Here is a 25,570-nt window from a genome sequence, read left to right as displayed (position 1 = left end):
CCCGCCATCGCTCCCGGCCCGCTGGCCCCGGAGAAGTCCGTCGTTCAGATGGGCCCCGAGCCGGGAAAAGACACGCCATCCCCTGAGCTTAACGTTTGTCGGCGGTGGTGGACAGGGGCCAGGCTCTATCCTCCGGTACAGGGCGGCTGCGGGCAAGGGTGCGAAAGAGGGGGCGGCGGCTGGTCGCGAGCGGACATCCGTGCGACGTCCACGCAAAAGCAAAGGGCCGCCCGGTGGGGCGGCCCTTTCCCGTATAGCAGGTTCCCCGAGGGGAAACCGACCAATCAGACCGAGTAGTACATCTTGTATTCGATGGGGTGCGGCGACGTCTCGAATGCCAGCACTTCTTCCATCTTCAGGTCGATGTAGCTGTTGATGAAGTCCTCGGTGAAGACATCGCCCTTCTTGAGGAAGGCGCTGTCGGCGGCCAGGGACTCCAGGGCCTCACGCAGCGAACGGCAGACGGTCGGCACTTCCTTCAGCTCTTCCGGCGGCAGGTCGTACAGGTTCTTGTCCATCGCGTCGCCGGGGTGGATCTTGTTCTGGATGCCATCCAGACCAGCCATCAGCATGGCGGCGAAAGCCAGGTAGGGGTTCGCACCCGGATCCGGGAAGCGGACCTCGACGCGCTTGCCCTTCGGGCTGTTCACGAACGGGATGCGGCAGGAAGCCGACCGGTTGCGCGAGGAGTAGGCCAGCAGCACCGGCGCCTCGTAGCCCGGGACCAGACGCTTGTAGCTGTTGGTCAGCGGGTTGGTGAAGGCGTTCAGGGCGCGGGCGTGCTTAATGATGCCGCCGATGTAGTACAGGGCGGTTTCGGACAGGTCGGCATAGCCGGAGCCCGCGAACAGGGGCTTGCCTTCCTTCCAGATGGACTGGTGGCAGTGCATGCCCGAACCGTTGTCACCGAACACCGGCTTCGGCATGAACGTGGCGGTCTTGCCGTAGGCGTGGGCGACGTTGTGCACCACGTACTTGTACAGCTGCATGGTGTCGGCCATGCGGACCAGGGTGCCGAACTTGATGCCCAGTTCGTGCTGGGAGGCGGCGACCTCGTGGTGATGCTTCTCGACCTCGACGCCCATGTCGGCCAGCACGGTCACCATTTCCGCGCGCAGGTCCTGGCCGGCGTCGACCGGGGCCACCGGGAAATAACCGCCCTTGACGGCCGGACGGTGGGCCAGGTTGCCCTCCGGATAGGCCTTGGCGGAGGTGTAGGGGCCTTCCTCGCTGTCGAACTCGTACATGACGCGGTTCATCGAGACATCGAACTTCACGTCGTCGAACACGAAGAACTCGGCCTCGGGGCCGAAGTAGGCGGTGTCGCCGATGCCGGCGCTGGCCATGTAGTTCTCAGCGGCCTTGGCGATGGAGCGCGGGTCGCGCTTGTAGGGCTGGCCGGTGGAGGGTTCCAGCACGTCGCAGAACACGGTCAGCAGCGGCTGGGCGGCGAACGGGTCCAGGATGGCGGTGGCGGGGTCGGGCATCAGGATCATGTCCGACTCGTTGATGGCCTTCCAACCGGCGATCGACGACCCGTCGAACATCACGCCGTCGGTGAACATCTCTTCGTTCACGGTGCTGATGTGCTGGGCGGTGTGCTGCAGCTTGCCGCGCGGATCGGTGAAACGGAAATCGACGTACTTGACGTCGTGCTCCTTAACCAGGTCGAAGAACTTCGCGATATCGGACATCTTGATGGGTTCCCTAAAGTTCTGGGAGATGTTGGGTGACTACTGACTTTGCGTGCATGGGCGGGAACATCGCTGCGCCCCCCATCCCATAATGTTCCGGCGCCCTGGGTTACTCCCGTCCCGGGCCGCCAGCCCCAAACCTATGATCAATGGCTGGCGACCATTGATATCCCGGGCGACGGAGTACCCGGCCGTCCCGGCCCGCGGCGCCGAACCGCCGCCCTGGGGTGAGGGCGGCATCCGGCGTCCGGCGTCAGACGGCGTCCGGCCCCCGTTCGCCGGTGCGGATGCGGATGACATCCTCCACCGGGGTCACGAAGATCTTGCCGTCGCCGATGCGGCCGGTGTGGGCCGCCTGCTGGATGGCCTCAATGGCGCGATCGACCAGCTGATCGTCCATCACGATCTCGATTTTCACCTTGGGCAGGAAGTCCACCACGTACTCGGCGCCCCGGTACAGCTCGGTATGGCCCTTCTGCCGGCCGAAGCCCTTGGCCTCGGTCACGGTGATGCCCTTGATGCCGACCTCGTGCAGCGCTTCCTTCACCTCGTCCAGCTTGAACGGTTTGATGATGGCTTCGATCTTTTTCATCGCTTACGGCCAAGCCTTCGCTTCAAGGGCGGGGGATGGTCGGCGCCGGTGCCGGGACTGCGGGGCCCGCCTGGGCCGCATGCCTGGAAACTGATGCCGGAAACCCCCCACGATTTTCAATTCGGTGTCCGGCCCATAGACAACACGGGTGGGGCGTGTTCTGCAACAGGCGGCGCCGCCCCCATGTGGCCCGGCCGAACCGGGGCAACAGGATAGCACGCCCCATGCCAACCCGCCGGACGGGGCGGGCCCGGCCCTCCAGCCCCGGCGGTTCCAGCATATGCGCGCTTCTTGTGCAAACGACAGCACAAAAATTAGCCATTGGCCTGAAATTTGTCCTTTGGGGCATCGGAACGCCGGGTTTGCGGGGACACCGCTGCCTCGATTGCAGCCTATCGCGCAACGCGACCCGGGCATGTGAAGATTATTTTATCAGAATGCTTGACGGGGCGGGGCAGGTGGTGCAGAAACCCGCCTCACGGCGGCGGTGGTAGCTCAGCTGGTAGAGCTCTCGGTTGTGGTCCGAGCGGTCGTGGGTTCGAGTCCCATCCATCGCCCCATCCTTATAGTATATATAAGGACAGCAAAGGCGCCCTGACGGGCGCCTTTTTGCTTTGTGGGCGCGACCATCGCGCTACACTGCCCGCCCGACAGGCAATGCGGGCGCGTCACCATGACCTTCACCTTCGACGACGTCCGCGCCCGGGCCCTGGCCTGGCCGGGGGGCGAGAACGGCACCTCCTACGGCACGCCGGCGCTGAAGGTGCGGGGCAAGTTCCCGACCCGCCTGCGTGAGGATGGCGTACCCTGGTCGTCACCGGCGTCGACAGTGACGAGCGCGCCTTGCTGATGGCCACGGAACCCGCCGTCTATCACCTGACCGACCATTATGTCGGCTGGCCCACCGTGTTGGTGCGGCTGTCCGGAATCCGCGATGTGGCCTCCCTGGACAAGGTGGTGGGATTGCTGCACCGGCGCTGGCGCGTGGCGGCGCCCAAGACCCTGGTGCGGCAGTTCGACGCTGGCGCCCCGACGTAAAGAGCCAACGGGTCAGTGGCTGCCGCAGCTGGCGCCTCCGCATCCGCCATGGCCGCCACATCCCCCGTGCCCGCCGCCGCAATGGCCATGCCCGTGCCCGCCGTCGCTTTGATGGTAGCTCGGGCTGGTCCCGCCGTCCCCGCCGGAGGAGTCCGCTCCACCCCGGCCATCGCTCCGCGTCTTTTGCACCCACGCCACGGCCATGGGGCTGGGGCTTGGCCAAGCCTGCTGATCGGGTGGGCCGTAGCACTCCTTATAGGCGACCCAGGTCCGGGCGTAGGCTTCCGCGGAGCCGGCGCCGACATGGTGATGGATGAAGCGGCCGGCGGCCGCCTGACAGTAGGCGGCGTACAGGGCGGTGCACAGCACCAGCTCATGCCAATAGTCGTCCACCAAGGTGTCGGGCGCGCCCAAGGCCTAATTCGCCGCCCAGCCGGGTGGGGCGGCCATCAGGCCGAAATAGCGCCGGAACTCCCGCTCCCAGAAGGCGGCGGCGCTGGCGTCCAGATCCTGGCGCTGGCGGAAGCGCTCCGTCGCCAGGGAGAGGTCGTGGGCGAACACGGCCCTTAGGCGTTTTCGTCGTCTGGTGAGAAGGTGGCCGCCCCAAGCGGCTATGGTGGCCCAACTGGCCAGGATCAACGTACCCGGTCCCCAAATGGCGGACATAAGCCCTCGACGGGTGGTTACGGACGGCGCCATTGTACCTGGGTGATCCCCGCGCCGCCAGCACGGCGTTGTTCCGCCGCCGTCCAGATCAACCCCTGGTCGCCCTGCCTTTGGGTGTTCGTCTCATGACCTTGCCCCATGCTTCCGCGCTCGCCCTGCTGACGGTCGCCCGCATGCGCGCCGCCGATGCCGCCGCCATCGCCGGCGGCGTGCCGGGCATCACCCTGATGGAGCATGCGGGCCGCGCCGTGGCCGGCGTGGTCATGGCGCGCCACGGCGTGGGGCCGGTGACCGTGCTGTGCGGGCCGGGCAACAACGGCGGCGACGGCTTCGTGGCCGCGCGGCACCTGGCCGCCGCCGGCTGGCCCGTGCGCCTGGCCTTGCTGGGTGATCTGGACCGCCTGACGGGCGATGCCGCCCTGGCGGCGGCCGGGTGGGTGGAGGTGTGGGGCCGCGACGCCGTGCTGGCGGCCACGCCGGCCGTGCTGGCGGACGCCACGGTGGTGATCGACGCGCTGTTCGGCGCCGGCCTGTCGCGGCCCCTGTCCGGCCCGGCGGCCGATCTGGTGGCGGCCATCGCCACGGCGCGCCGGGGTGGGGCCCTGGTGCTGGCGGTGGACGTGCCCAGCGGCCTGGATGCCGATACCGGCGGGCCAGTGGGGGACGCGATGGTCCAGGCCGACGCGACCGTCACCTTTTTCCGTAGGAAGCCCGGGCATTTGCTGCTGCCCGGCCGGGTGGCCTGCGGCGCCACCATCGTGGTCGATATCGGCATTCCCGACGCCGTGTTGACGACGCCGGAGGTGGCGCCCGACGTGTGGGAGAATGGGCCGGCCCTGTTCGTCCGCAGCCTGCCGCGCCCGCGTGTCGATGATCACAAGTACCGCCGGGGCCACGCCCTGGTGCTGGCTGGGGCGGTCATGACGGGAGCGGCCCGGCTGGCGGCCCGGGCGGCTCAGCGGGCCGGCGCCGGCCTGGTGACGGTGGCCAGCCCGCCCGCGGCCGAACTGGTCTATCGCCTCGCCAGCCCCAGCCAGATCGTGCGCCCCATGGCCGACCTGGAGGTCGGGCGGACGATCCTGGCCGACCCGCGCATCGGCGCCGCCGTGCTGGGCCCCGGCGCCGGCACGGATGAGGATGGCCAAGCCCTGCTGCGCGCCCTGGCCGCCGCCGCCGGCCAGCGGGGCGCCGACTTCGGCCTGGTCCTGGACGCCGACCTCTTCACCGCCTTCGCCGGCCAGGCGGACGCGCTGAAGGCCCATCTGGGCGGTCGCGCCGTGCTGACCCCGCATGAGGGGGAGTTCGCGCGCCTGTTCGGGCCCGGCCATCCCGTGCTGGCGGGGGACAAGCTGACCCGCGCCCGCGCCGCCGCCCGCCACCTGGGCGCGGTCGTGCTGTTGAAGGGGCCGGACACCGTCATCGCCCATCCCGATGGCCGCGCCGTGATCGAGGCGGGCGACCGCCCACCTTGGCGACCGCCGGCTCCGGCGACGTGCTGGCGGGCCTGTGCCTGGGGCTGCTGGCCGGCGGCATGGACGCCTGGCACGCCGCCCTGGCCGCCGCCTGGCTGCACGCCCAGGCCGCCGTGCGCTTCGGCCCCGGCCTGGTGGCCGAGGACTTGCCCGAGCAGGTGCCGGCGCTGATGGCGGATCTGTTGTCGGGCGCTTGAGCGCGCGGGTGGCGGCTGGATGCCAAATAAAAAGCCCCTAAAATTGTAGATATGGGCGGTGGCATCGAATTGGGGACTGGGCCTTTCCCTTCCGCCAGATCAACGGCGCGGCCCCGCCTCGCCGGGAATATTTAGGATGCCCTATTCGCGATACGCCAAAAGCATTGCCCATACTAAAACAATGGGATACTCTGGCTATAAATTCAAACTGCTTCGCGGCATTTACCCCTGACCAAGGGCGTGACTGACCGGCGCAATATCCGTCCCCCGCCCCATTCGGCTTTCGGTGTTCGTATCTGGGCCGGTGTGGGGTGGGCCAGTCTTCTCAAGTATTGGGGGGCTATGGGATAAGGCCGGGGCGGTGAAAATATCGCGGGGTGGGGCAAGGCGACGGGGCCTTTATCCCGAACGTCTGGCACCCGTGCCAATAAACGCCCTGGTCATTGGGTGGCGGCATGGGCGCCTGCTTTAATTAGGGGGGCGAGTGTGGGCTTCTCTCTTTTCCGCCGGTCGCGCCTGGACGATCCGTTGCAGGTCGGGGCGCAGTATCGTCGCATCGTTTCCGGCAGCGTGACGGAAACGGCGGAGGTGCTGACCATCACCACGGACAGTTTCCACATTCCCCACGTGCGCTTCATGGTCCGCAACAACCTGCCCGAAGGCAGCTGCGCCCCGGACCAGCGCACCCTGTCGGCCGAAAGCTTCAGTCGCCTGTTCAACGAACGGGTCGCCAGCTGACGGTGGCGGTCCGGCGGAACTGCCCGCCGGCGTCCCCCGGTTCGCTTCCCTTGAAACCCTGGTTCCCGACCCGGCGCCCAATCCCAGGGTGCTGGGCGTTCTTCCATGGGCGCGATTGACGCGGCATTTCTATCCAGCGCGCCGATAGTCAATATCGCCAATACCAGATTGACGGTCGCATCGCCCTCCCGGATAGTGAAACTATCAAAACAGTGGCTGGCCGACCAGTGTACGAGCACAAATAAAGCCGCAGACGCAAAGTAATCAGGGCATCCGCGATGGCGGTATCAGGGTGACGTCTGAAAATGGGCGGCCCGTGCCGGCGCCGGTTCCTTGGCCGTGCGTGGCGGCCTGCTTCCGCATCGGCATCAATCACCCAACACCAAGGCAACGGCCGCATTGGCCGGCCTCAAGCAAATAAAGGCCCGGAACCGGTCTGCGACCGTCCGCGGCACCAAAAACACGCCCAGGGAGGGAGACAGTTCATGAAGCGGAATTCCGTGACCAGTCCATCCACGCGCCGGCACTTGGCGGGTGGCGCCGCCGCCTTGGCCTTGGCGGCGTTGGCGGCCGTGGCGCCCGGCGCCCGGCCGGCCCAGGCCCAGCAGGCGGCCCCCCAGTCGTCTCCCGGCGGGGACAAGGAAAGCGCGGCGCTTGACGAGATCGTGGTCACCGCGTTGCGCCGGCGCGAGAGCCTGCAGTCGGCGCCGGTGGCCGTGACGGCCGTGACGGGGGAGGCGCTGGAGCGCCAGGGCATGAACAACGTCGCCGACCTGCAGAAGCAGGTGGCGGGCCTGCAAATCTCCTACGGCGGCGCGGTCGCCGACGTCTACCTGCGCGGCGTGGGCAACTTCGCCACCGACCAGTACGCGGAATCCGCCATCGCCATGAACGTGGACGGCGTCTATATCGCCAAGCCCGCGGGCTTCAACGGCTTCTTCTTCGACATCGATCGGGTGGAGGTGCTGAAGGGCCCCCAGGGCACGCTCTACGGTCGCAACGCCAGCGGCGGCGCCATCAACGTCATCACCAGGAAGCCCGATACGGACGGCGTCGGCGGCGAGGCGGGAATCGAGTTCGGCAGCTATGACCTGGTCAAGGCCAACGCCGCCCTGAACGTGCCGCTGAACGACAAGGTCGCCGTGCGCGGCTCCGTCATGGTGTCCTCGCACTCCGGTTACCTGTCCGATGGCTACGACGACGACAAGACCCAGGCGGCCCGCGTCCAGGTCCTGGCCAAGCCGGACGACGTCACCTCCATCCTCGCCAGCGTCGATTACTCCCACCTGGGGGGCAAGGGGGCGGGCACCATCCTGCTGAACCAGAACGGCAAGGTGCTGAATTCCAGCGACCCGTGGATGGGGGCGTCGACCGCCCAGGCCAACGCCTTCAAGCTGGCGCAGAACGGCGCGCCGCAGCTGCCGGTGCAGGACACCGGCTGGCAGAACATCCGCAACATGGGCGCCTCGGTGGATTTCGAGCGCGACCTGGGCTTCGCCAACCTGACCTTCATTCCCGCCGTCCGTTACCTTATGGACGACTACTACACCTGGGTCCCCGGCTTTTCCGACGCCGTGACCGACCACACCCTGACCTCTAGCGTCGAGGCGCGGCTGTCATCGGAGGATGACAGCTGGCTGAAATGGGTGGCCGGCCTCTACTTCTTTGACGAGGACGACAAGAGCCACTTCCGGGTCAATCAGCTGGTGAACCTGACTTACGCCAATTTCCCCGAACTGAAGACCCGCAGCTACGCCGCTTTCGGCGACGTCACCGCGCCGGTGACGGAGAGCTTCCGCCTGATCGGCGGCCTGCGCTACACCATCGAGGACAAGTCCCAGCACGCGGTGGATTACACGGGCTTCCCCGGCAACGTGAGCCTCCCCTCCTTCACGCTGAACGGCAACGATCCGTTGGCGGGCCTGACGCCGGCCGAGCACATCGGCGCCACGACCTACTACGCGTTCAACTGGAAGGCCGGTTTCCAGTATGACCTGAACCCGAAGTCCATGGTCTATTTCACGGCCTCCACCGGCTTCAAGTCGGGCGGCTACATCCTGTCCGACGCGCCCTACGATCGCTACGCGCCGGAAAAGCTGACGGCCTTCGAACTGGGGTCGAAGAACCGCTTCTTCGATGACCGGCTGCAGCTGAACCTGGAGGCCTTCTATTGGAAGTACAAGAACCACCAGGAAACCCTGTTCGGGCCCGTCGTTGACAACGGCGTGGGCAACACCGGCCGCATCACCGTCAACGCCGGCGACGCCACCATCAAGGGCTTCGATGTCAGCACCAAATACAAGCTGACGCCGCGCGACATGATCTCGGCGGATGTGGAATACCTGGACAGCATCTACGACAGCTTCAGTTTCTTCTCTTGGCTGAATGGCGGCAGCCTGCCCTTCAACACCACCTGTAAGATCGGGGCCAGCGCCGTGCGCTCCGGCGTGGCGGGCCGCATGGTCGACTGCTCCGGCCGGGGCCTGATCCGGGCCCCGAAGTGGACGGGAACGCTGGGCTATGAGCATGACTTCGACTTGGCCGACGGCGCGGTGCTGGCCGCCAACATCGATAGCCAATTCTCCTCCGGCTACTACTGGGGCATGGACTTCATCGCGGCCGAGTACCAGGGCGGCTACACCACCACCAACATCAGCCTGACCTACACAGCGGCCTCGGGCGGCTGGTCGGCCACGGGTTATGTCAACAACGTCGAGGACGCGGTGATCTTCACCGGCGGCAACCAGGACATGTTCAAGCCTGGCATCGCCTACACCAACATCCGTCCGCCGCGCACCTTCGGCGTCCGGGGCAAGGTCAGCTTTTGAGTCCTGGCCATGGGGGCGCGGTTCCCAAGGGCCTGGGGCGGTTCCGCCGCCCCGGCCTTCCCCTTAACCTGAGGTGGTAGCCCCTGGGGAATGGCCTGGAATAGTTGGCGAAATCCCCCATATCGTCCACTCTGGCCGCTCTCACCGGTGGCCCGGCCCGGTGGCGTTTCGCCATACCGGTATGCCCCCAAAGGCGTGTCAGGGACGGTCGGCATGGGATGGAAAGACGCGATGCCCTTGGAGGCGGTTCCGGCGCGGCGGGCGCCCGGCCCGGCCGCGCCCTCTCTTCCCGTCACCTTCCCTCCCGTCACCTTCAACGGCCCCGTCGGCGATCTGGTGGACTTGGTCCAGGCCCTGTCCTTCTGCCGTGACGTGCCCAGCGTCATGGTGGTGGTGCGCATGGCGGCCCGCGCGCTCAGCGGTGCCGACGGCGTCACCTTCGTCCTGCGCGACGGCGACCTGTGCCACTACGCGGATGAGGATGCCATCGGCCCGCTGTGGAAGGGCAGGCGCTTCCCCCTGTCCACCTGTATCTCCGGCTGGGTCATGCTGAACCGCAGGCCGGCGGTCATCCCTGACATCTATCGGGACGACCGCATCCCCCACGACGCTTACCGCCCCACCTTCGTGAAAAGCCTGGTGATGGTGCCGGTGCGCACAGACGAGCCGGTGGCCGCCATTGGCGCCTATTGGGCGACGGCGCGGGAGCCCAAGGCGGAGGAGGTGGCGCTGCTGCAGGCGGTGGCCCATTCCACCGCCGTGGCCCTGACCAACGTCCAGCTCTATGAGTCCCTGCGCGCCGCCTTGGCTGAAAGCCAGGCGCGGGCGGAAGAGGCGGAGAAGGCCAACCGCGCCAAGTCCGTCTTCCTGGCGGCCATCAGCCACGACCTGCGCCAGCCGCTGCAGACCATGCGGCTCTACCACAACATGCTGAGCGAGCGGGCGGCCAACGGCCGCGCCACCGTGGCCACCACGGCCGCAGGCGGTGGCGCTGTTTCCAGCGCCGCGCCCGGTAATGGCCTGGCCAACGCCCTGGACCGCAAGCTCATCGGCGGCATGGGCGAGGCGCTGTCGGCGGGGGAGGAGCTGCTGCGCGCCCTGCTGGACGTGTCGGTGCTGGACGCCGGCATGGTCACGGTCAACCCCCAGCGCTTCGGGCTTGAGGCGGCGATGGCCGGCTTGGTCAGCGCCATCCGGGGCGATGCCGAGAAGGCCGGGGTGGACATCCGGCTGCGCCCTGGCGCCAAGACCGGCCCGCAGGCGGCGCTGGAGGAGGCGGACACCGACCCCGTCCTGTTGAAGTGCATCCTGCGCAACCTTCTGAGCAATGCCGTCCGCTACACCGGCCGGGGCGGGCGCGTCCTGGTCTCCACCCGCCGCCGGGGCCGGTCCATGCTGGTCCAGGTATGGGACACCGGCATGGGCATCGCGTCCGACCAGCTGGACACGGTGTTCGAGGATTTCGTCCAGCTGAACAATCCCGAGCGGGACCGGACCAAAGGTCTGGGTCTGGGGCTGGGTATCGTCCGCCGCATGGCCCGCCTGCTGGGCACCAGCGTCACCGTGCGCTCGACCCTCGGCCGCGGTTCCGTCTTCTCCATCCTGGTTCCCTGCGTGCCGGCGGCCCCGGCCGTGGCGGTGGCGCCCGTCGCCAAGGACGGCCCGCTGCCCTTTCCCCGCGACGGCCAGCGCCCGGCCCAGCGCGAGAGCGACCCCCGTACCATCCTGGCGGTGGAGGATGACGCCCTGCAACGCATGGCCCTGGGCGCCATCATCGAAAGCTGGGGCTATCGCGTCATCACCGCCGCCGGGTCGGACGACGCCCTGGCCACCATCCGCGACGCCGTGCGCCTGCCCGGCCTGGTGATCAGCGACTTCCGCCTGCCCGGCCCCTTGAACGGCGTGCAGTTGGTGGCCCGCCTGGGTAACGAGGTGCGGCGCCATCTGCCCGGCATCATCGTCACCGGCGACACCGATCCCGCCCGCATCCAGGAGGCGTCGGCCACCGGCTGCGCCCTGATTCACAAGCCCTATCTACCCGAGGTGCTGCGCGCCGCCATCGAGGAGGTGCTGCGCGGGCTGGAGGATGGCGGGAATGGGGAAGCGGGGGCACTGGACGCCTGAGCGCCGCCCGGTGGCGCAAGGTCGCCCGGCGCGGCGTAAAAACTTTCAAGGGGCAAATTTTTAAATACCGGACTTCAGGCCCGGCGCGGCCGGGGCTATAACCCTGGGCAACGATTGGGCGCCCGCGTCCCCCGCGGCCGCGGGCGCCCGCCATAGGGAAGAAACCACGGTATGCCCGACGCCGCCCCCACCGCCGCCCTCACCGCACGGGCCACCCACCCCGACAAGATCCGCCTGCTGGAGGCGCTGGAGCGCAAGGTGCTCTGGCTGTCGGCCTGGACCATCCACAACGCCAACCACATCCGACCCTCGCGCGACGGGCTGAAGGTGGGGGGCCACCAGGCCTCCAGCGCCTCGCTGGCCAGCATCATGACGGCGCTGTATTTCGACGTGCTGCGGCCGCAGGACCGGGTGGCGGTGAAGCCGCACGCCAGCCCCGTCTTCCACGCCATCCAGTACATGCTGGGCCGCCAGACGCGGGAGAAGCTGGAGCGTTTCCGCGCCCTGGGCGGGGCGCAGAGCTATCCCTCGCGCACCAAGGACACCGACGACGTGGATTTCTCCACCGGCTCGGTCGGCCTGGGCGTGGCGGTGACCGCCTTCGCCTCCCTGGTGCAGGACTATGTGCGCCTGAAGGGCCTGTCGGACCAGCCGGAGGGCCGCATGGTCGCCCTGGTGGGCGATGCCGAGATGGACGAGGGCAACGTCTTCGAAGCCATGCTGGAGGGCTGGAAGCACGACCTGCGCAACACCTGGTGGATCATCGACTATAACCGCCAGAGCCTGGACAGCGTGGTGTCGGATCGGCTGTGGGTGCCCATCGAGGGCATGTTCCGCTCCCTGGACTGGAACGTGCAGATCCTGAAGTACGGCAAGAAGCTGGAGGCCGCGTTCGCGCAGGAGGGCGGCGACGCCCTGCGCCAGTGGATCGACACCTGCCCCAACCAGCTCTACTCCGCCCTGACTTTCAAGGGCGGGGCCGCCTGGCGCGAGGCGCTGACCCATGATTTGGGCGACACCCGCGGCATCCGTCACATCCTGGACGCCCATGACGACGCGGCCCTGGGCATCCTCATGACCAATCTGGCGGGCCATGACCTGCCCACCCTGCTGGAAACCTTCCACGGCACCACCGACGACCGCCCGGCCTGTTTCATCGCCTACACGGTCAAGGGCCGGGGCTTGCCCTTCCAGGGGCACAAGGACAACCATTCCGGCCTGATGAACCCGGACCAGATGGCCGCCTTCAAGGCCGCCTGCGGGCTGAAGGACGGCCAGGAATGGGATCGACACGCCGGGCTGGACGTCGACCCGGCGGCGCTGGACGCCTTCCTGGACAGCGTGCCGTTCGCGCAAGGAACCGGTCCGGGCCCAGATGGTGGAAAGAAGGGAAGCCGCCGCTTGAAGGGCGCCGCCATCCCGGTGCCCCCCACCCTGGCGGTGGACCTGGGCGCCCGCATGTCAACGCAGGAGGGCTTCGGCAAGATTTTGGGTGAGATCGCCAAGGGTGACGATGACCTGGCCGCCCGCATCATCACCACCTCCCCCGACGTGACCGTCTCCACCAACCTCGGGCCCTGGGTGAACCGGCGCGGCCTGTTCGCGAGGCATGAGACGCAGGACATCTTCCGGGAACAGAAGGTGGTGTCCGCCCAGCGCTGGCACGGCGCCCCCGCCGGCCAGCACATCGAGTTGGGCATCGCCGAGCACAACCTGTTCCTCATGCTGGCGGCCCTGGGCCTCAGCCACGACCTGTTCGGCGCCCGGCTGCTGCCCATCGGCACCCTGTACGATCCCTTCATCAAGCGCGGCCTGGACGCCATGAACTACGCGGCCTACCAGGACGCCCGCTTCATGGTGGTGGCCACCCCCTCGGGTGTCACCCTGGCGCCGGAGGGCGGAGCCCACCAGTCCATCGCCACGCCGCTGATCGGCATGGGCCTGCCCAACGTCTCCAGCTATGAGCCCGCTTATGTGGACGAGCTGGCGGCCATCATGGCCTGGGGCTTCGATCACATGCAGCGGCCGGACGGCGGCTCGCTCTATCTGCGCCTGACCACCCGCCAGGTGGACCAGCCGAAACGGGACCAGGGTTTGGACCGGGATGCGGTCATCGCCGGCGGCTACTGGCTGCGCCCCCCGGCGCCGGACGCGGAATTCGCCATCGTCTACTGCGGCGCCCTGGCGCCCGAGGCGCTGGAGGCCCACGCCCAGGTGCTGGAGGACTGTCCCGGCGCCGGCCTGCTGGCGGTGACCTCGCCCGACCGGCTGCATGCCGGCTGGACGGCGGCGCAACGCTCGGGACGTGGCCAGGACGCCCATGTCCATCGCCTGCTGTCGGCCCTGCCGGCCGGCGCGAAGCTGGTGACGGTCATCGACGGCCACCCGGCTACCCTGTCCTGGCTGGGTTCGGTGCGGGGGCAGGCGGTGGCGGCCCTGGGTGTGGAAAAGTTCGGCCAGTCCGCCGACATCCCCGACCTGTACCAGGCCCAAGGCTTGGACGCCGACGCCATCGTGGACGCCTGCGCCAAGGCGCTGTTGGGGTAGGTGGGATACAGGAGCCACCGGTCTGAAGCCTGCCGCCGGTGGCTCCCGCTCCCTCAAAACTCCCCGAGCGCCTTGATTTGGGTCCCGTCGCTCGTGAAATTCCCGGGCACCAACCAGGCCGCCAGACGCTGGCGGCGCGCGGGCCATTCCGCATCCAGAATGGAAAAGACGTTGCTGTCCCAGTTGCGGCCCTTCAGCCACAGGGTCTGGCGCAGCAGGCCCTCATGGGTGAAGCCGTAGCGCAGGGCGGCCTTGATGGAGGCGACGTTGGGCGGGCCGCAGCGCCATTCCAGCCGGCGGTAGCCCGACTGCCCCAGCGCGTAGTCGATCAGCAGGAACACGCCTTCCGTCCCCGTCACCTTGCGGCTGAGGGCGGCGCCGTACACCAGGCCCATCTCCACCGTGCCCATGTCCGGGTTGGCGTTGAGCAGGATCAGCACGCCCGCTGGCGTCGGTTTCGCGCCGGTCTTGTCCATCACGACGTAGATGGTCTGGCCAGGCCTGGGAATGCGGTCCCGCAGCCACTGCGTGAAGATGTCGGGCTCGGCGAAGGGACCGCCGGGGATATGGTCCCACAGGGCCGCATGCTGGCCAATGGCCCGCCACAGGCCGGAGGCGTGCCGGTCCAGGTCCAGCCGTTCCAGATCCACCGGTCCGGCCGGGCAGCCGGTCGGCGGTCAGGGCGGGGCGGGGCAGATCGGGGGTGAGGGGCGTCGGCGACGCGGCGGTCGTGGCGGCGGCGGTCATGCGGCGGGAAACCTCGGCTGCTGCGGATGGGGCGGATGAAGCAGCATAACAAGCACTGCGTTGCCCCCGGAAGCCGGCTTCGCGGGGTGATTCGTCCGGGACGCCTGAAAGGGCCGCCGCCGTCGGCCTGGTTCGGGGGGCGGGGTGCGCGGCGCTCAGCCCTTTGATAGGCCCCACCCCTGGCCTAGATTCCTATTTACGCGGGTGCGCGGGTGCTATAGATCGGACGGCGCCTGGAAGGGTCCGGGCGCTATTCCCATGCCTGTTCCCTATTGGCGCCGTCGGCGCCGGCGGGGCGGGTCGTTGGGACCGGGCGCCCAAGTGATCCTGGAGCCGGGTTTGGCCGCGGGCGTGGCGGAACTGGTAGACGCGCCGGATTTAGGTTCCGGTGACGAAAGTCGTGGGGGTTCGAGTCCCTTCGCCCGCACCAAGCACGAGATATCAACCCAACCGCCCGTGGTCCGTCCGGCCCCGGGCACCCAGGGGCCGGGAACGCCGGCATCCGGGGCCGATCAAAGAGACAGGTTCGAATAGTCCCATGAACATCACCGAGACCAGCACCGAAGGCCTGCGCCGCGAATACACGGTCGTCATCCCCGCCGCCGACGTGGCCGGCCGCGTGGACGCCCAGTTGAAGGAAATTGGCAAGACCGTGCGCATGCCGGGCTTCCGCCCGGGCAAGGTGCCGATGTCTGTGCTGAAGCAGCGCTATGGGCAGTCGGTGATGGGTGAGGTGCTGGACAAGGCCATGTCCGACAGCGCCGCCAAGGTGGTCGAGCAGCACAGCCTGCGTCCCGCCCTGCAGCCCAAGGTCGAGATCGTGAAGTTCGAGGTCGAAGGCGCCAGCGACCTGGAGTTCAAGCTGGCCTACGAGGTGCTGCCGGAATTCGAGCCCGCCGATCTCGGCGGTGTGGCCATCGAGAAGCCGGTGGTCGAGATCACCGACGAGCAGGTCGACGAGGCCGTGGGCCGCATTGCCGCCGGCCGCAAGACCTCCGCGCCCCTGACCGAAGACCGTCCGGCCGCCAAGGGCGACATCGTCGTCATCGACTTCGATGGTTCCGTCGACGGTGAGAAGCGCCCGGGCATGAAGGGCGAGGGCCATGAGCTGGAGCTGGGCTCCGGCAGCTTCATCGACACCTTCGAAGAACAGCTGGAGGGTACGCGCGCCGGTGACCACCGCACCGTCAATGTCACCTTCCCCGAGGGCTACCACGCCGCCGAGCTGGCCGGTAAGGCCGCCGTGTTCGAGGTGGACGTGAAGGAAGTGAAGCAGGCGGTCGAGGCGACCATCGACGACGAGTTCGCCAAGGGCTTGGGCTTCGATGACCTGGCCGCGCTGAAGACCGTCATCCGTGAGCGCCTGGGCGGTGACTACACCGTCATGAGCCGCCTGCGCGCCAAGCGCGCCCTGTTGGACCAACTGGCCGAGCTGCATAGCTTCGAGGTGCCGCAGGGCATGGTCGACATCGAGTTCGACCAGATCTGGAAGCGCCTGCAGGACGAGCTGAAGGCCGGCGACGCGGGCGAGGACGCCGGCAAGGACGAGGAGGAACTCCGGAAGGAGTACCGCGACATCGCCGTCCGTCGTGTTCGTTTGGGCCTGGTCCTTTCCGAGATCGGTCAGAAGAACAATATAACGGTGGCGAGGGAAGAGCTGAACCAGGCCGTGCTGGCCGAGGTGCGGCGTTACCCGGGCCAGGAGCGTGAGGTTTTCGACTTCTTCAAGAACAACCCCCAGGCGGTGGAAAGCCTGCGGGCCCCGGTTTTTGAAGACAAGGTTGTCGACTTCATCCTGGGACAGGTTAAGGTGACGGAGAAGTCCGTGTCGGCTGAAGAGCTGATGCAGGATCCCGATGAGGAAGAGGCGGCCTAAGGTCGCGTCTCCCGTCTTCGGTTTCTGACGGGCCTCGGTATTCAAACGGAATGGGGGAGGGATCGTCCCTCCCCCGGACCGGCAACGGGCCCGGGGATGGCCCCCGGGTCGGACGCAGCGCTGGAGCAGGCATGATCGACTTTGAGCCGCAGATGAACACGCTGGTCCCCATGGTGGTCGAGCAGACCAATCGGGGTGAGCGCGCTTACGACATCTATTCGCGCCTGTTGAAGGAACGGATCATCTTCCTCGTCGGTGGTGTGAACGACGCGGTGTCCAGCCTGATCTGCGCCCAGCTTCTGTTCCTGGAAGCGGAAAACCCCACGAAGGAAATCTCCTTCTACATCAATTCGCCGGGCGGCATCGTCACCTCGGGCTTGGCGATCTACGACACCATGCAGTACATCCGCTGCCCGGTGGCGACCCTGTGTATCGGCCAGGCGGCCTCCATGGGCTCGCTGCTGCTGGCCGGCGGCGCCGAGGGCCGGCGCTTCTCGCTGCCCAACAGCCGCATCATGATCCACCAGCCCTCGGGCGGCGCCCAGGGCCAGGCGGCGGACATCGAAATCCAGGCGCGCGAGATCCTGAAGATCCGGCACCGTCTCAATGAAATCTACGTGCGCCACACCGGCCAGCCGATCGACAAGATCGAGCGGGCGATGGAGCGTGACAACTTCATGACCGCGGACGAGGCCAAGGCGTTCGGTCTGATCGACGACGTCATCGCCAGCCGTCCCGGCGCCGGCGGTACCGCCCAGGCGGCTTGACGGCCGTAATGGTTTAGCGTCCGGGCTCCGGCGGGATTAACCTTCCGCCGGAACGCCCCCACCGGGATACCCCGGTATGGGTGTTCGGACACGAAGAGACACACGGGGGGTTGAAAGCCCAGCGTTCCGTGGTGTTGAATGGGTGGGCAGTGGCGGGTGAGCGGTGTTTCATCCCCTTGTCCGCCGGCCGATCCCGGGAGGATCGGGCCCCGGTTCCGTCATCGTGATGGCTCCGGGTGACTGTCCCGGTGATGTACGGAGCTTTTATGACCAAGTCGACCGGCAGCGATTCGAAGAATACCCTCTACTGCTCCTTCTGCGGGAAGAGCCAGCACGAGGTGCGGAAGCTCATTGCCGGCCCCACGGTGTTCATCTGCGATGAATGCGTGGAATTGTGCATGGACATCATCCGCGAAGAGAACAAGACGACGCTGGTGAAGTCCCGCGACGGCGTTCCCACCCCGCGCGACATCTGCGCGGTGCTGGATGATTACGTCATCGGGCAGAGCCACGCCAAGCGCGTGCTCTCCGTCGCCGTGCACAACCACTACAAGCGGCTGGCACACGGCACCAAGCACAGCGACGTCGAACTGGCGAAGTCCAACATCCTGCTGATCGGCCCCACGGGCTGCGGCAAGACCCTGTTGGCCCAGACGCTGGCCCGCATCATCGACGTCCCCTTCACCATGGCCGATGCCACCACGCTGACCGAAGCGGGTTACGTGGGCGAGGACGTGGAGAACATCATCCTGAAGCTGCTGCAGGCCGCCGACTACAATGTCGAGCGGGCGCAGCGCGGCATCGTCTATATCGACGAGGTCGACAAGATCAGCCGCAAGTCCGACAACCCCTCCATCACCCGCGACGTGTCGGGCGAGGGCGTGCAGCAGGCCTTGCTGAAGATCATGGAAGGCACCGTCGCCTCCGTGCCGCCGCAGGGCGGGCGCAAGCATCCGCAGCAGGAATTCCTGCAGGTGGACACGACCAACATCCTGTTCATCTGCGGCGGCGCCTTCGCCGGCCTGGAAAAGATCATCGCCGCCCGCGGCAAGGGCACGTCCATCGGCTTCGGCGCCGATGTGAAGGGTCCGGACGACCGCCGCACCGGCGACGTGCTGCGCGAGGTGGAGCCCGAGGATCTGCTGAAGTTCGGCCTCATCCCGGAATTCGTCGGCCGTCTGCCGGTGGTGGCGACGCTGAACGACCTGGACGAGGAGGCGCTGATCGAGATCCTGACCAAGCCCAAGAACGCGCTGGTGAAGCAGTATCAGCGCCTGTTCGAGATGGAGGACGTGAAGCTGTCCTTCGCCGAGGAGGCCCTGAAGTCCATCGCCAACAAGGCCATCCAGCGCAAGACCGGCGCCCGTGGCCTGCGCTCCATCATGGAATCCATCCTGCTGGAGTTGATGTTCGATCTGCCGGGCCTGCAGGGCGTGGATGAGATCGTCATCAATGGCGAAGTGGTCGAGGGCCGCGCCCAGCCGCTGTACATCTACGCCGACCGCAAGGCGGAGGCAGCACCCGTCGCCTGACGGCCCCGTACATCCGCGATAGCCAGTTCGGATAGTTCTGAGACCCGGGAAGTCCCTGATCAAGGGGGTTCCCGGGTTTTATTTTGCCTTCACGGCATAATTGTCCCGGAATCCAGGCACTTGGAGGTGCTCGGGGGCCAAATGCCGGCGCACATGCTTGCAAAAGCGCGATTTTCCCGTCGCCCACCCCTTCCGTAGCGCGGATTTCGTCGGGTTCAAGCCCTTGAAGGGGGTGGATCGGTGTGCCACGTTACCAGGGCGACCTCCCGACGCCGTGCCCATGACGGGGCGGCTGGTGGATGGCGGGCCAGGCCCATTACGGGCTGGCCGCTGAGATTCTGAGTGGAAGGTCAGATCTATGTTGGAAGCCACCCGAGGAACCCTTTACCCGGTCCTCCCCCTGCGCGACATCGTGGTGTTCCCGCACATGATCGTGCCCCTGTTCGTGGGGCGCGAAAAGTCGGTGCGCGCGCTGGAAGACGTGATGAAGGATGACAAGCAGATCCTGCTGGTCACCCAGAAGAACGCCGCCCAGGACGATCCCACGCCCGACGACATCTATTCCGTCGGCACCATCGGCACCGTGCTGCAGTTGCTGAAGCTGCCCGACGGGACGGTGAAGGTGCTGGTCGAAGGCGGGCAGCGCGCGCGCATCGTCAGTTTCGAGCGCAATGAGGACTTCTTCCAGGCCTACGCCGAGCCCATCGAGGAAAAGACGGGCGAAGCGCAGGAGGCGGAGGCCCTGGCCCGCGCCGCGGTGGCCCAGTTCGAACAGTACATCAAGCTGAACAAGAAGATCCCGCCGGAGGTGCTGGTCTCGGTCAACCAGATCGAGGAGCCGGGCAAGCTGGCCGACACCATCGCCTCCCACCTGGCGCTGAAGATTCCGGAGAAGCAGCAGCTTCTGGAAGCGGCGACGGTCGGTGAGCGGCTGGAAAAGGTCTACGCCTTCATGGAAGGCGAGATCGGCGTGCTGCAGGTGGAAAAGCGCATCCGCAACCGCGTCAAGCGGCAGATGGAGAAGACCCAGCGCGAGTACTATCTGAACGAGCAGATGAAGGCCATCCAGAAGGAACTCGGCGAGTCCGAGGATGGCAAGGACGAGGTCGCCGAACTCGAGGAGCGCATCGCCAAGACCCGCTTCAGCAAGGAAGCCCGGGAAAAGGCGCTGGCCGAGGTCAAGAAGCTGCGGACCATGAGCCCCATGTCCGCCGAGGCGACGGTGGTGCGCAACTACCTGGACTGGATGCTGTCCATTCCGTGGAAGAAGCGCACCAAGGTGAAGAAGGACATCAAGGGGGCCGAGGCCATCCTGGATGCCGATCACTATGGTCTGGAGAAGGTCAAGGAGCGTATCCTGGAGTACCTGGCCGTGCAGCAGCGCATGGACAAGGTGAAGGGGCCCATCCTATGCCTCGTCGGCCCGCCCGGCGTGGGCAAGACCTCTCTCGGCAAGTCCATCGCCAAGGCCACCGGCCGCAACTTCGTCCGCGTGTCGCTGGGCGGCGTGCGGGATGAGGCCGAGGTGCGCGGCCACCGCCGCACCTACATCGGCTCCATGCCCGGCAAGGTCATCCAGGGCATGAAGAAGGCGAAGTCGTCGAATCCGCTGTTCCTGCTGGACGAAATCGACAAGCTGGGCGCCGATTGGCGGGGCGATCCGTCCTCCGCCCTGCTGGAGGTCCTGGATCCCGAGCAGAACGGCACCTTCAACGATCACTACCTCGAGGTGGACTACGACCTCTCCGACGTGATGTTCGTCTGCACGGCCAACACCCTGCGCATGCCCCAGCCCCTGCTGGACCGCATGGAGGTGATCCGGCTGTCAGGCTACACCGAGGACGAGAAGATCGAGATCACCCGCGGCCACCTGATCGACAAGGAGCTGAAGTCGCACGGCCTGAAGGCGGGCGAATTCACCATCTCCGACGACGCGTTGCGCGACCTCATCCGCTACTACACCCGGGAAGCCGGCGTGCGCAGCCTGGAGCGTGAGATCGCCAACCTGGCCCGCAAGGCCATCAAGGAGATCCTGATGAAGGGGGTCGACAAGGTGTCGATCACCCGTCGCAACCTCGACAAGTATGCCGGCGTGCGCCGGTTCCACTATGGCGAGGCGGAAAAGGAGGATCTGGTGGGCTGCACCACCGGCTTGGCCTGGACCGAGGTGGGCGGTGAGCTGCTGACCATCGAGGCGGTGATGCTGCGCGGCAAGGGCCGTGTCACCACCACGGGCAAGCTGGGCGATGTCATGAAGGAATTGGTGCAGGCCGCCGAGAGCTTCGTGAAGTCCCGCTCCGCCCAGTTCGGCATCAAACCGACGCTTTTCGAGCGCAAGGACATCCACGTCCACGTGCCCGAAGGAGCTACGCCTAAGGACGGTCCGTCCGCCGGCGTCGCGATGACGACCTCCATCGTGTCGGTGCTGACGGGCATTCCCGTGCGCAAGGACGTCGCCATGACCGGCGAAATCACCCTGCGCGGCCGGGTCCTGCCCATCGGCGGCCTGAAGGAGAAATTGCTGGCGGCTTTGCGCGGCGGCATCAAGACCGTGTTGATTCCAAAGGATAATGAGAAGGACCTCGCCGACATTCCGGACAACGTCAAGCGTGGCCTGACCATCATCCCGGTGTCGACGGCGGATGAGGTGCTGGCCAACGCGCTGGTGCAGCCGCTGGTGCCGATCGAGTGGTCGGAGCCGGAAGTCGTTGAGCCCGTTGCCGCGAAAGCCGCAGAAGACGGTAAGGACGACGTGATTCGGCATTGAAGTACGAACAGAAATCGTGTGAATTGAAGGCCTGACGCGACGGCCCCGGGGCGGATAACCCCGGGGCCGTACGTCCGAACCGAATCCCAATCCCGGCGCGTGCCCCGCGACCGGGACGAAATCCAAGATCAGATCCTGCTTCAAGAAGGGGGGCCTTAAGTGAATAAGAACGATCTCGTTGCCGCCGTCGCCGCGAGTGCGGAGCTGTCCAAGGCTGATGCGAACAAGGCGGTCGATGCGGTGTTCGAGGGCATCACCGAAGCCCTCAAGAAGGGCGACGAGGTTCGCCTGGTTGGTTTCGGCACTTTCGCCGTGGCCGAGCGCGCCGCTTCGGAAGGCCGCAACCCGCGCACCGGTGAGGCGATCTCCATCGCCGCCAGCAAGCAGCCGAAGTTCAAGCCCGGCAAGGGCCTGAAGGACGCGCTGAACTAAGAACGGCCCAACGCCGTTTTTACGCCGGTCTTGGGGGGCCGGTCGCCGCAGCCCGCGGCCCTGCCCCCGATGCCGGATGTTCAGGCACGCCACCCCACGGGGTGGCGGTGGCGTTCGGGGGACACCGGCTGCAGCCGGCCGCAGTCCCGAGCCCAGTGCTTATAAAAGACGGGACGCCGATGGGTGTTCCCGTCTTTTTTGTTGCCAGGGCATTATTTATTTTCCGGGCCCGCTGTCGCAAAAGGGGTTCCCAAACGGATCGCGGGCGGCTAAAGCCTCATGTCCCGGCGACCCGCTTGACGGTGGGGCCGGTCGGGCGCGATGGGCGGTTAGCTCAGGGGTAGAGCAGGTGCTTTACACGCATCGGGCCGGGGGTTCAAATCCCTCACCGCCCACCATCCGCCCCGTATCCGGACCCGGACACATGAAGAACAGACCTGTTCCTAAGACAGGGGCAACAACCTCGGGCCGAACGGGTCGAAGGCAGGTGCCGCTACGTCGTTTGGCCCCGGATTGTCACTTTGACCGGGGGGTCAAACCTGTAATCATCGCCCGGGGACCCCTATATAGGGGCGACCCAGCGGCACGGGGCATTTCTGTGACTGGCCAGCGCACGGGGCCTTTCCATCCTCACCCTCACGCGGTGGGGATCGGAGGACGTCGCGCATTTGGGGACGGCGGTGACGGCGTCCGGTTTTGGAGGGGGCATGGCGTCGAACGGCCAGTCGGTCTGGGGGGAAGTGGTCGACCTTTATCGCGAGGTGTTCGCCGCACCCGCGCGCATCGCCCGTTTCCTGGGCATGCCGGCGGCCTTCAGCCTGGCCGCCGCCCTGTTCTTCCAGTTCCGCAGCATCCAATACCTGGGCCATGAGCCTGACCAGGAACAATGGGGCGAGTTCGGTTTCATCTTCCTGGTCCTGGTCATCTTCCAGACTTGGGCGCACATGCGGTCCCTTTCGGCCTGGGGGCGCTGGGTCCGCACGGGCCAGGAACCGGTGACCTTCCTGCAGCCGGGGTTCGGCCGCAACGAATGGGCCGCCACAGGCTGGCAGATCCTTTACTTCTTCATGCTGCTCATCGCCCTGATGGTGCTGATGTTCGCCCGCGCCCTGGTCACGGATGCTTCGTCGGAGGATCAGGCGGGCCCGGGCGTTTGGCTGGCCGTCCTGGCCGGGGCCATCGCCGTGGGTGTCCTGGCACTGCACGTCACCGTACGCCTCGGCATCGGCCTGATGGCCATCCTGGCGGGGGAGGCGCCGGCTTTCGGCCGCTATTGGAACGCCTCGTCCGTCCTGGCCTGGCGCCTGACCGGCGTGGTGCTGGTCAGCCAGGCGGCGCTGCAGGTGCCCTGCTTCTTCATAAACCGTCTGCTGATGGGGGACTGGCTGACCGCCAGCGCCACCTCGCCCCCCGACGTGGTCGTCAGCCTGGTGTGGACGCTGGCCATGGCGGTGGTGAACTTCATCTGCGTCGCCCTGCTGGGCGTGGCCCTGGCCCGGGCGCACCGGGCCTTGAACCAGGACGGCACGGCCGCCCTGGTCCTGCCGGCCGCGGGCGGCCAGGGGCGGTGATGGGTCTCCTGCCGCCTGACGGGGCCGGCGGGCTAACCCGCCAGCATCGAATCTTGCTGATCATCCTGGGCTTGGCCATGATCGGCGGGCGCGTCTGGGATATGAACCACGATCGCGGCGGTGGTCCGTGGATGAACGCCCTGGTCATCGTCCTGGGCGTCGTTATCATGGCGGCGGCCTTGCTGGCGGGCCGGGACCGTTCCGGACGCTAATTCGCCCGCCTGTAAACGCCCGCCCCCGCCTGGACTAGACCCGCCGCATGGAAACGATGACCGCCGTCCTGATCCTGCTGGTGACCGTGGCGGTTTCCGGCGGAATCAGCCGTTTCGTGACGCGCATGCCCCTGCCCCTGATCCAGGTGGCGCTGGGGGCGGTCCTGGGCTGGGCCTCGGGCGTGCCCATCGTCCTCAACCCCGATCTTTTCCTGCTGGTGTTCATCCCGCCATTGCTGTTCCTGGACGCCTGGCGATTCCCGGGCGCGGAACTGCGCCGCCTGGGCGGCATCATCCTGACCCTGGCGGTGGGGCTGGTGGTGTTCACCGTGGTGGGGGCGGGGCACGTCATCCACTGGCTGCTGCCGGCGGTTCCCCTGTCCACCGCCTTCGCCTTGGCCGCCGTGCTGTCGCCCACCGACGCCGTGGCCGTGTCGGGCATGACGGGGGGCGGGGGCATGCCCCGCCGCCTGAAACACATATTGGAGGGGGAGGCGCTGCTGAACGACGCCTCCGGCCTGGTGTGTCTGCAGTTCGCGGTGACCGCGGCGCTCACCGGCACCTTTTCCATCGGCGGCGCCGCCGTGGCCTTCCTCTGGGCGGCGGGCGGCGGCCTGCTGGTGGGTGTGGTCGTGGTGGCCGCCGTGCACCTGGTCCAGAGCTGGATCATCCGCCTTCGGGGCGATTCTCCCGGCGCCACCATCCTCAGCATGATGCTGGTGCCCTTCGCCGCCTATCTGGCGGCGGAGCATCTGGACATGTCCGGCATCCTGGCGGCGGTGGCGGCGGGCATGACCCTGAGCCTGCTGCCCCTGGAGGAATCGGGGCAGGTGACCACCCGCCTGCAGGGCATGGCTGTGAGCGACATGATCCAGTTCACCCTGAACGGGGTCATCTTCGTGCTGCTGGGCTGGCAGCTGCCCGGCATCCTGGTTCAGGCGCCCATGATCGCCATGCAGGCGGGGGCACCCCACGCCGGGCCCATGGACACGCCGGTCAGCCTCGCCTGGCTGGGCCTGCATGTCGTCGCCGTCGTCGGCGCCCTGCTGGCCCTGCGGCTGGTGTGGGTCTGGCTGTCGCTGCTGACCGGCCGGGCCATCGCCCGGCGGCGGGGACGCGCGCGGCCCGACGGTCCCGCCGGCTCCACCCTGCGCCTGGTCTGCGTCACCACCATCGCCGGCGTGCGGGGCGCCGTCACCTTGGCGGGCGTGCTGTCCCTGCCGGTCTGGCTGCGCGAGGGCGTGCCCTTCCCCGGCCGTGACGTCGCCATCTTCCTGGCCTCGGGCGTCATCCTGGTGTCGCTGCCCATGGCCAGCCTGATGCTGCCCTGGCTGCTGCGGGGCTTCAGCATGCCGGGCGAGGACGCGTCGGTGGAGGAGGAGAGGGTGGCCGAGGCCGCCCTGGCCCACGCCGCCCTGCGCCGCCTGGAACAGGCCCACCAAGCCGTGCCTTCCACCGCGCCCGAGGCCGACCTCTATGCGGAGGCCGCCTTGCGCCTGATGGAGTTCTACCGCCGCCAGGTGGAAGATCCGGACATGCCGGTGGATGCCCGGGCGCAGAGCCGCCGGCGCCTGGCCATCGAGGCGGAGTTGCGCCTGACGGCGGTCCGGGCCAAGCGCGATGAACTGGCGCGCCTGCACCGTAGCCACGCCATCAGCGATGAGACGTGGCGCCGCATGATGCACAGTCTGGATATGATGGAAGCCTCGCTGGGCCGCTCCCGGGTCCTCTAGGCCCCGGCCTGGGCCGACCACCTGCCACTTGCGGTGG

Annotated in this window: 20 protein-coding genes, 3 tRNA genes and 1 pseudogene; 19 read left to right on the top strand and 5 right to left on the bottom strand. The window is 67.3% G+C overall.

The window, feature by feature from the left end; translation table 11 throughout:
* Positions 1-284: 284 nt before the first annotated feature.
* Together glnA and UAA55_RS11175 are read right to left on the bottom strand one after the other, a co-directional pair.
* Positions 285-1,694 (bottom strand): type I glutamate--ammonia ligase, encoded by a 1,410-nt coding sequence (gene glnA, locus UAA55_RS11180; RefSeq protein ID WP_322952793.1) that lies wholly within the window; start codon positions 1,692-1,694, stop codon positions 285-287.
* 253 nt (positions 1,695-1,947) lie between these two features.
* Positions 1,948-2,286, bottom strand: a complete 339-nt coding sequence (locus UAA55_RS11175) for a P-II family nitrogen regulator (RefSeq protein WP_004274165.1) — start codon at positions 2,284-2,286, stop codon at positions 1,948-1,950.
* A gap of 484 nt (positions 2,287-2,770) precedes the next feature.
* Between UAA55_RS11175 and UAA55_RS11170 the strand changes: the two genes are divergently transcribed.
* From UAA55_RS11170 to UAA55_RS11160, 3 genes are all read left to right on the top strand, one after another.
* Positions 2,771-2,846: transfer RNA gene (locus tag UAA55_RS11170), tRNA-His, on the top strand.
* A gap of 113 nt (positions 2,847-2,959) precedes the next feature.
* On the top strand, positions 2,960-3,136 hold the full coding sequence (locus UAA55_RS11165; RefSeq protein ID WP_322952792.1) for a hypothetical protein: 177 nt from the start codon (positions 2,960-2,962) through the stop codon (positions 3,134-3,136).
* Positions 3,136-3,324 carry a hypothetical protein gene (locus tag UAA55_RS11160; RefSeq protein WP_322952791.1) on the top strand — a complete coding sequence of 63 codons (189 nt, stop codon included), beginning with the start codon at positions 3,136-3,138 and terminating at the stop codon, positions 3,322-3,324. Before UAA55_RS11165 ends, UAA55_RS11160 begins: the two co-directional genes overlap by 1 nt.
* Before the next feature lie 12 nt (positions 3,325-3,336).
* On the opposite strand, the gene UAA55_RS11155 is transcribed toward UAA55_RS11160, so the two are convergent.
* Both UAA55_RS11155 and UAA55_RS11150 read right to left on the bottom strand, forming a co-directional pair.
* Complete coding sequence (locus UAA55_RS11155; protein ID WP_322952789.1) at positions 3,337-3,738, bottom strand: glycine-rich domain-containing protein; 402 nt, start codon at positions 3,736-3,738, stop codon at positions 3,337-3,339.
* A 3-nt stretch (positions 3,739-3,741) separates the two neighbouring features.
* Positions 3,742-3,885, bottom strand: a complete 144-nt coding sequence (locus UAA55_RS11150; protein WP_322952788.1) for a hypothetical protein — start codon at positions 3,883-3,885, stop codon at positions 3,742-3,744.
* Positions 3,886-4,115: 230 nt separating this feature from the next.
* Between UAA55_RS11150 and UAA55_RS11145 the strand changes: the two are divergent.
* The 6 genes and pseudogenes from UAA55_RS11145 to UAA55_RS11120 form a co-directional block, all read left to right on the top strand.
* A pseudogene (locus tag UAA55_RS11145) lies at positions 4,116-5,378 on the top strand (NAD(P)H-hydrate epimerase); the annotation flags it as partial.
* Between the two features lie 104 nt (positions 5,379-5,482).
* Positions 5,483-5,659: a hypothetical protein gene (locus UAA55_RS11140; RefSeq protein ID WP_322952786.1), complete on the top strand. Its 177-nt coding sequence runs from the start codon at positions 5,483-5,485 to the stop codon at positions 5,657-5,659.
* A gap of 486 nt (positions 5,660-6,145) precedes the next feature.
* On the top strand, positions 6,146-6,397 hold the full coding sequence (locus UAA55_RS11135; protein WP_322952785.1) for a hypothetical protein: 252 nt from the start codon (positions 6,146-6,148) through the stop codon (positions 6,395-6,397).
* Between the two features lie 485 nt (positions 6,398-6,882).
* On the top strand, positions 6,883-9,225 hold the full coding sequence (locus UAA55_RS11130; protein WP_322952784.1) for a TonB-dependent receptor: 2,343 nt from the start codon (positions 6,883-6,885) through the stop codon (positions 9,223-9,225).
* A gap of 231 nt (positions 9,226-9,456) precedes the next feature.
* The gene (locus tag UAA55_RS11125) at positions 9,457-11,349 is read left to right on the top strand and encodes a hybrid sensor histidine kinase/response regulator (protein WP_322952783.1); all 1,893 of its coding nucleotides are present in this window, start codon (positions 9,457-9,459) and stop codon (positions 11,347-11,349) included.
* 171 nt (positions 11,350-11,520) lie between these two features.
* Positions 11,521-13,896 (top strand): transketolase, encoded by a 2,376-nt coding sequence (locus tag UAA55_RS11120; RefSeq protein WP_322952782.1) that lies wholly within the window; start codon positions 11,521-11,523, stop codon positions 13,894-13,896.
* A 53-nt stretch (positions 13,897-13,949) separates the two neighbouring features.
* On the opposite strand, the gene UAA55_RS11115 is transcribed toward UAA55_RS11120, so the two are convergent.
* Positions 13,950-14,546, bottom strand: a complete 597-nt coding sequence (locus UAA55_RS11115; RefSeq protein ID WP_322952781.1) for a GNAT family N-acetyltransferase — start codon at positions 14,544-14,546, stop codon at positions 13,950-13,952.
* A gap of 442 nt (positions 14,547-14,988) precedes the next feature.
* On the opposite strand from UAA55_RS11115, the gene UAA55_RS11110 reads away from it, so the two are divergent.
* The 10 genes from UAA55_RS11110 (at position 14,989) to UAA55_RS11065 (ending at position 25,533) form a co-directional block, all read left to right on the top strand.
* Positions 14,989-15,073 (top strand) — tRNA-Leu (locus UAA55_RS11110).
* A 108-nt stretch (positions 15,074-15,181) separates the two neighbouring features.
* Positions 15,182-16,519: a trigger factor gene (gene tig, locus UAA55_RS11105; RefSeq protein ID WP_322952780.1), complete on the top strand. Its 1,338-nt coding sequence runs from the start codon at positions 15,182-15,184 to the stop codon at positions 16,517-16,519.
* A gap of 131 nt (positions 16,520-16,650) precedes the next feature.
* Complete coding sequence (gene clpP, locus UAA55_RS11100; RefSeq protein ID WP_322952779.1) at positions 16,651-17,286, top strand: ATP-dependent Clp endopeptidase proteolytic subunit ClpP; 636 nt, start codon at positions 16,651-16,653, stop codon at positions 17,284-17,286.
* A gap of 266 nt (positions 17,287-17,552) precedes the next feature.
* The gene (gene clpX, locus UAA55_RS11095) at positions 17,553-18,818 is read left to right on the top strand and encodes an ATP-dependent Clp protease ATP-binding subunit ClpX (protein WP_322952778.1); all 1,266 of its coding nucleotides are present in this window, start codon (positions 17,553-17,555) and stop codon (positions 18,816-18,818) included.
* A 358-nt stretch (positions 18,819-19,176) separates the two neighbouring features.
* Positions 19,177-21,585: an endopeptidase La gene (gene lon / locus UAA55_RS11090; protein ID WP_322952777.1), complete on the top strand. Its 2,409-nt coding sequence runs from the start codon at positions 19,177-19,179 to the stop codon at positions 21,583-21,585.
* A 159-nt stretch (positions 21,586-21,744) separates the two neighbouring features.
* Complete coding sequence (locus UAA55_RS11085) at positions 21,745-22,017, top strand: HU family DNA-binding protein (RefSeq protein WP_004274300.1); 273 nt, start codon at positions 21,745-21,747, stop codon at positions 22,015-22,017.
* Between the two features lie 323 nt (positions 22,018-22,340).
* Positions 22,341-22,415, top strand: a tRNA-Val gene (locus tag UAA55_RS11080).
* A gap of 309 nt (positions 22,416-22,724) precedes the next feature.
* Positions 22,725-23,588 (top strand): hypothetical protein, encoded by an 864-nt coding sequence (locus UAA55_RS11075; protein ID WP_322952776.1) that lies wholly within the window; start codon positions 22,725-22,727, stop codon positions 23,586-23,588.
* The gene (locus UAA55_RS11070) at positions 23,588-23,800 is read left to right on the top strand and encodes a hypothetical protein (protein ID WP_322952775.1); all 213 of its coding nucleotides are present in this window, start codon (positions 23,588-23,590) and stop codon (positions 23,798-23,800) included. Before UAA55_RS11075 ends, UAA55_RS11070 begins: the two co-directional genes overlap by 1 nt.
* 47 nt (positions 23,801-23,847) lie before the next feature.
* Positions 23,848-25,533, top strand: coding sequence for a Na+/H+ antiporter (locus tag UAA55_RS11065; protein WP_322952774.1), 1,686 nt, complete (start codon positions 23,848-23,850; stop codon positions 25,531-25,533).
* Positions 25,534-25,570 lie beyond the last annotated feature (37 nt).

This window comes from Nitrospirillum guanabarense (assembly GCF_034653355.1).
GTDB lineage: Bacteria > Pseudomonadota > Alphaproteobacteria > Azospirillales > Azospirillaceae > Nitrospirillum.
The sequence above is the reverse complement of the archived record's forward strand: the minus strand, read 5'-3'. Positions and strand labels throughout refer to the sequence as shown.

What these genes read in the sequence shown, in the direction of transcription:
- UAA55_RS11175 (WP_004274165.1), bottom strand. Translation starts at nt 2,286, where the DNA reads ATGAAAAAGATCGAAGCCATCATCAAACCGTTCAAGCTGGACGAGGTG.
- UAA55_RS11070 (WP_322952775.1), top strand. Translation starts at nt 23,588, where the DNA reads ATGGGTCTCCTGCCGCCTGACGGGGCCGGCGGGCTAACCCGCCAGCAT.
- UAA55_RS11075 (WP_322952776.1), top strand. Translation starts at nt 22,725, where the DNA reads ATGGCGTCGAACGGCCAGTCGGTCTGGGGGGAAGTGGTCGACCTTTAT.
- UAA55_RS11160 (WP_322952791.1), top strand. Translation starts at nt 3,136, where the DNA reads ATGGCCACGGAACCCGCCGTCTATCACCTGACCGACCATTATGTCGGC.
- UAA55_RS11130 (WP_322952784.1), top strand. Translation starts at nt 6,883, where the DNA reads ATGAAGCGGAATTCCGTGACCAGTCCATCCACGCGCCGGCACTTGGCG.
- glnA (WP_322952793.1), bottom strand. Translation starts at nt 1,694, where the DNA reads ATGTCCGATATCGCGAAGTTCTTCGACCTGGTTAAGGAGCACGACGTC.
- UAA55_RS11120 (WP_322952782.1), top strand. Translation starts at nt 11,521, where the DNA reads ATGCCCGACGCCGCCCCCACCGCCGCCCTCACCGCACGGGCCACCCAC.
- lon (WP_322952777.1), top strand. Translation starts at nt 19,177, where the DNA reads ATGTTGGAAGCCACCCGAGGAACCCTTTACCCGGTCCTCCCCCTGCGC.
- UAA55_RS11065 (WP_322952774.1), top strand. Translation starts at nt 23,848, where the DNA reads ATGGAAACGATGACCGCCGTCCTGATCCTGCTGGTGACCGTGGCGGTT.
- clpX (WP_322952778.1), top strand. Translation starts at nt 17,553, where the DNA reads ATGACCAAGTCGACCGGCAGCGATTCGAAGAATACCCTCTACTGCTCC.
- UAA55_RS11165 (WP_322952792.1), top strand. Translation starts at nt 2,960, where the DNA reads ATGACCTTCACCTTCGACGACGTCCGCGCCCGGGCCCTGGCCTGGCCG.
- UAA55_RS11125 (WP_322952783.1), top strand. Translation starts at nt 9,457, where the DNA reads ATGCCCTTGGAGGCGGTTCCGGCGCGGCGGGCGCCCGGCCCGGCCGCG.
- tig (WP_322952780.1), top strand. Translation starts at nt 15,182, where the DNA reads ATGAACATCACCGAGACCAGCACCGAAGGCCTGCGCCGCGAATACACG.
- clpP (WP_322952779.1), top strand. Translation starts at nt 16,651, where the DNA reads ATGATCGACTTTGAGCCGCAGATGAACACGCTGGTCCCCATGGTGGTC.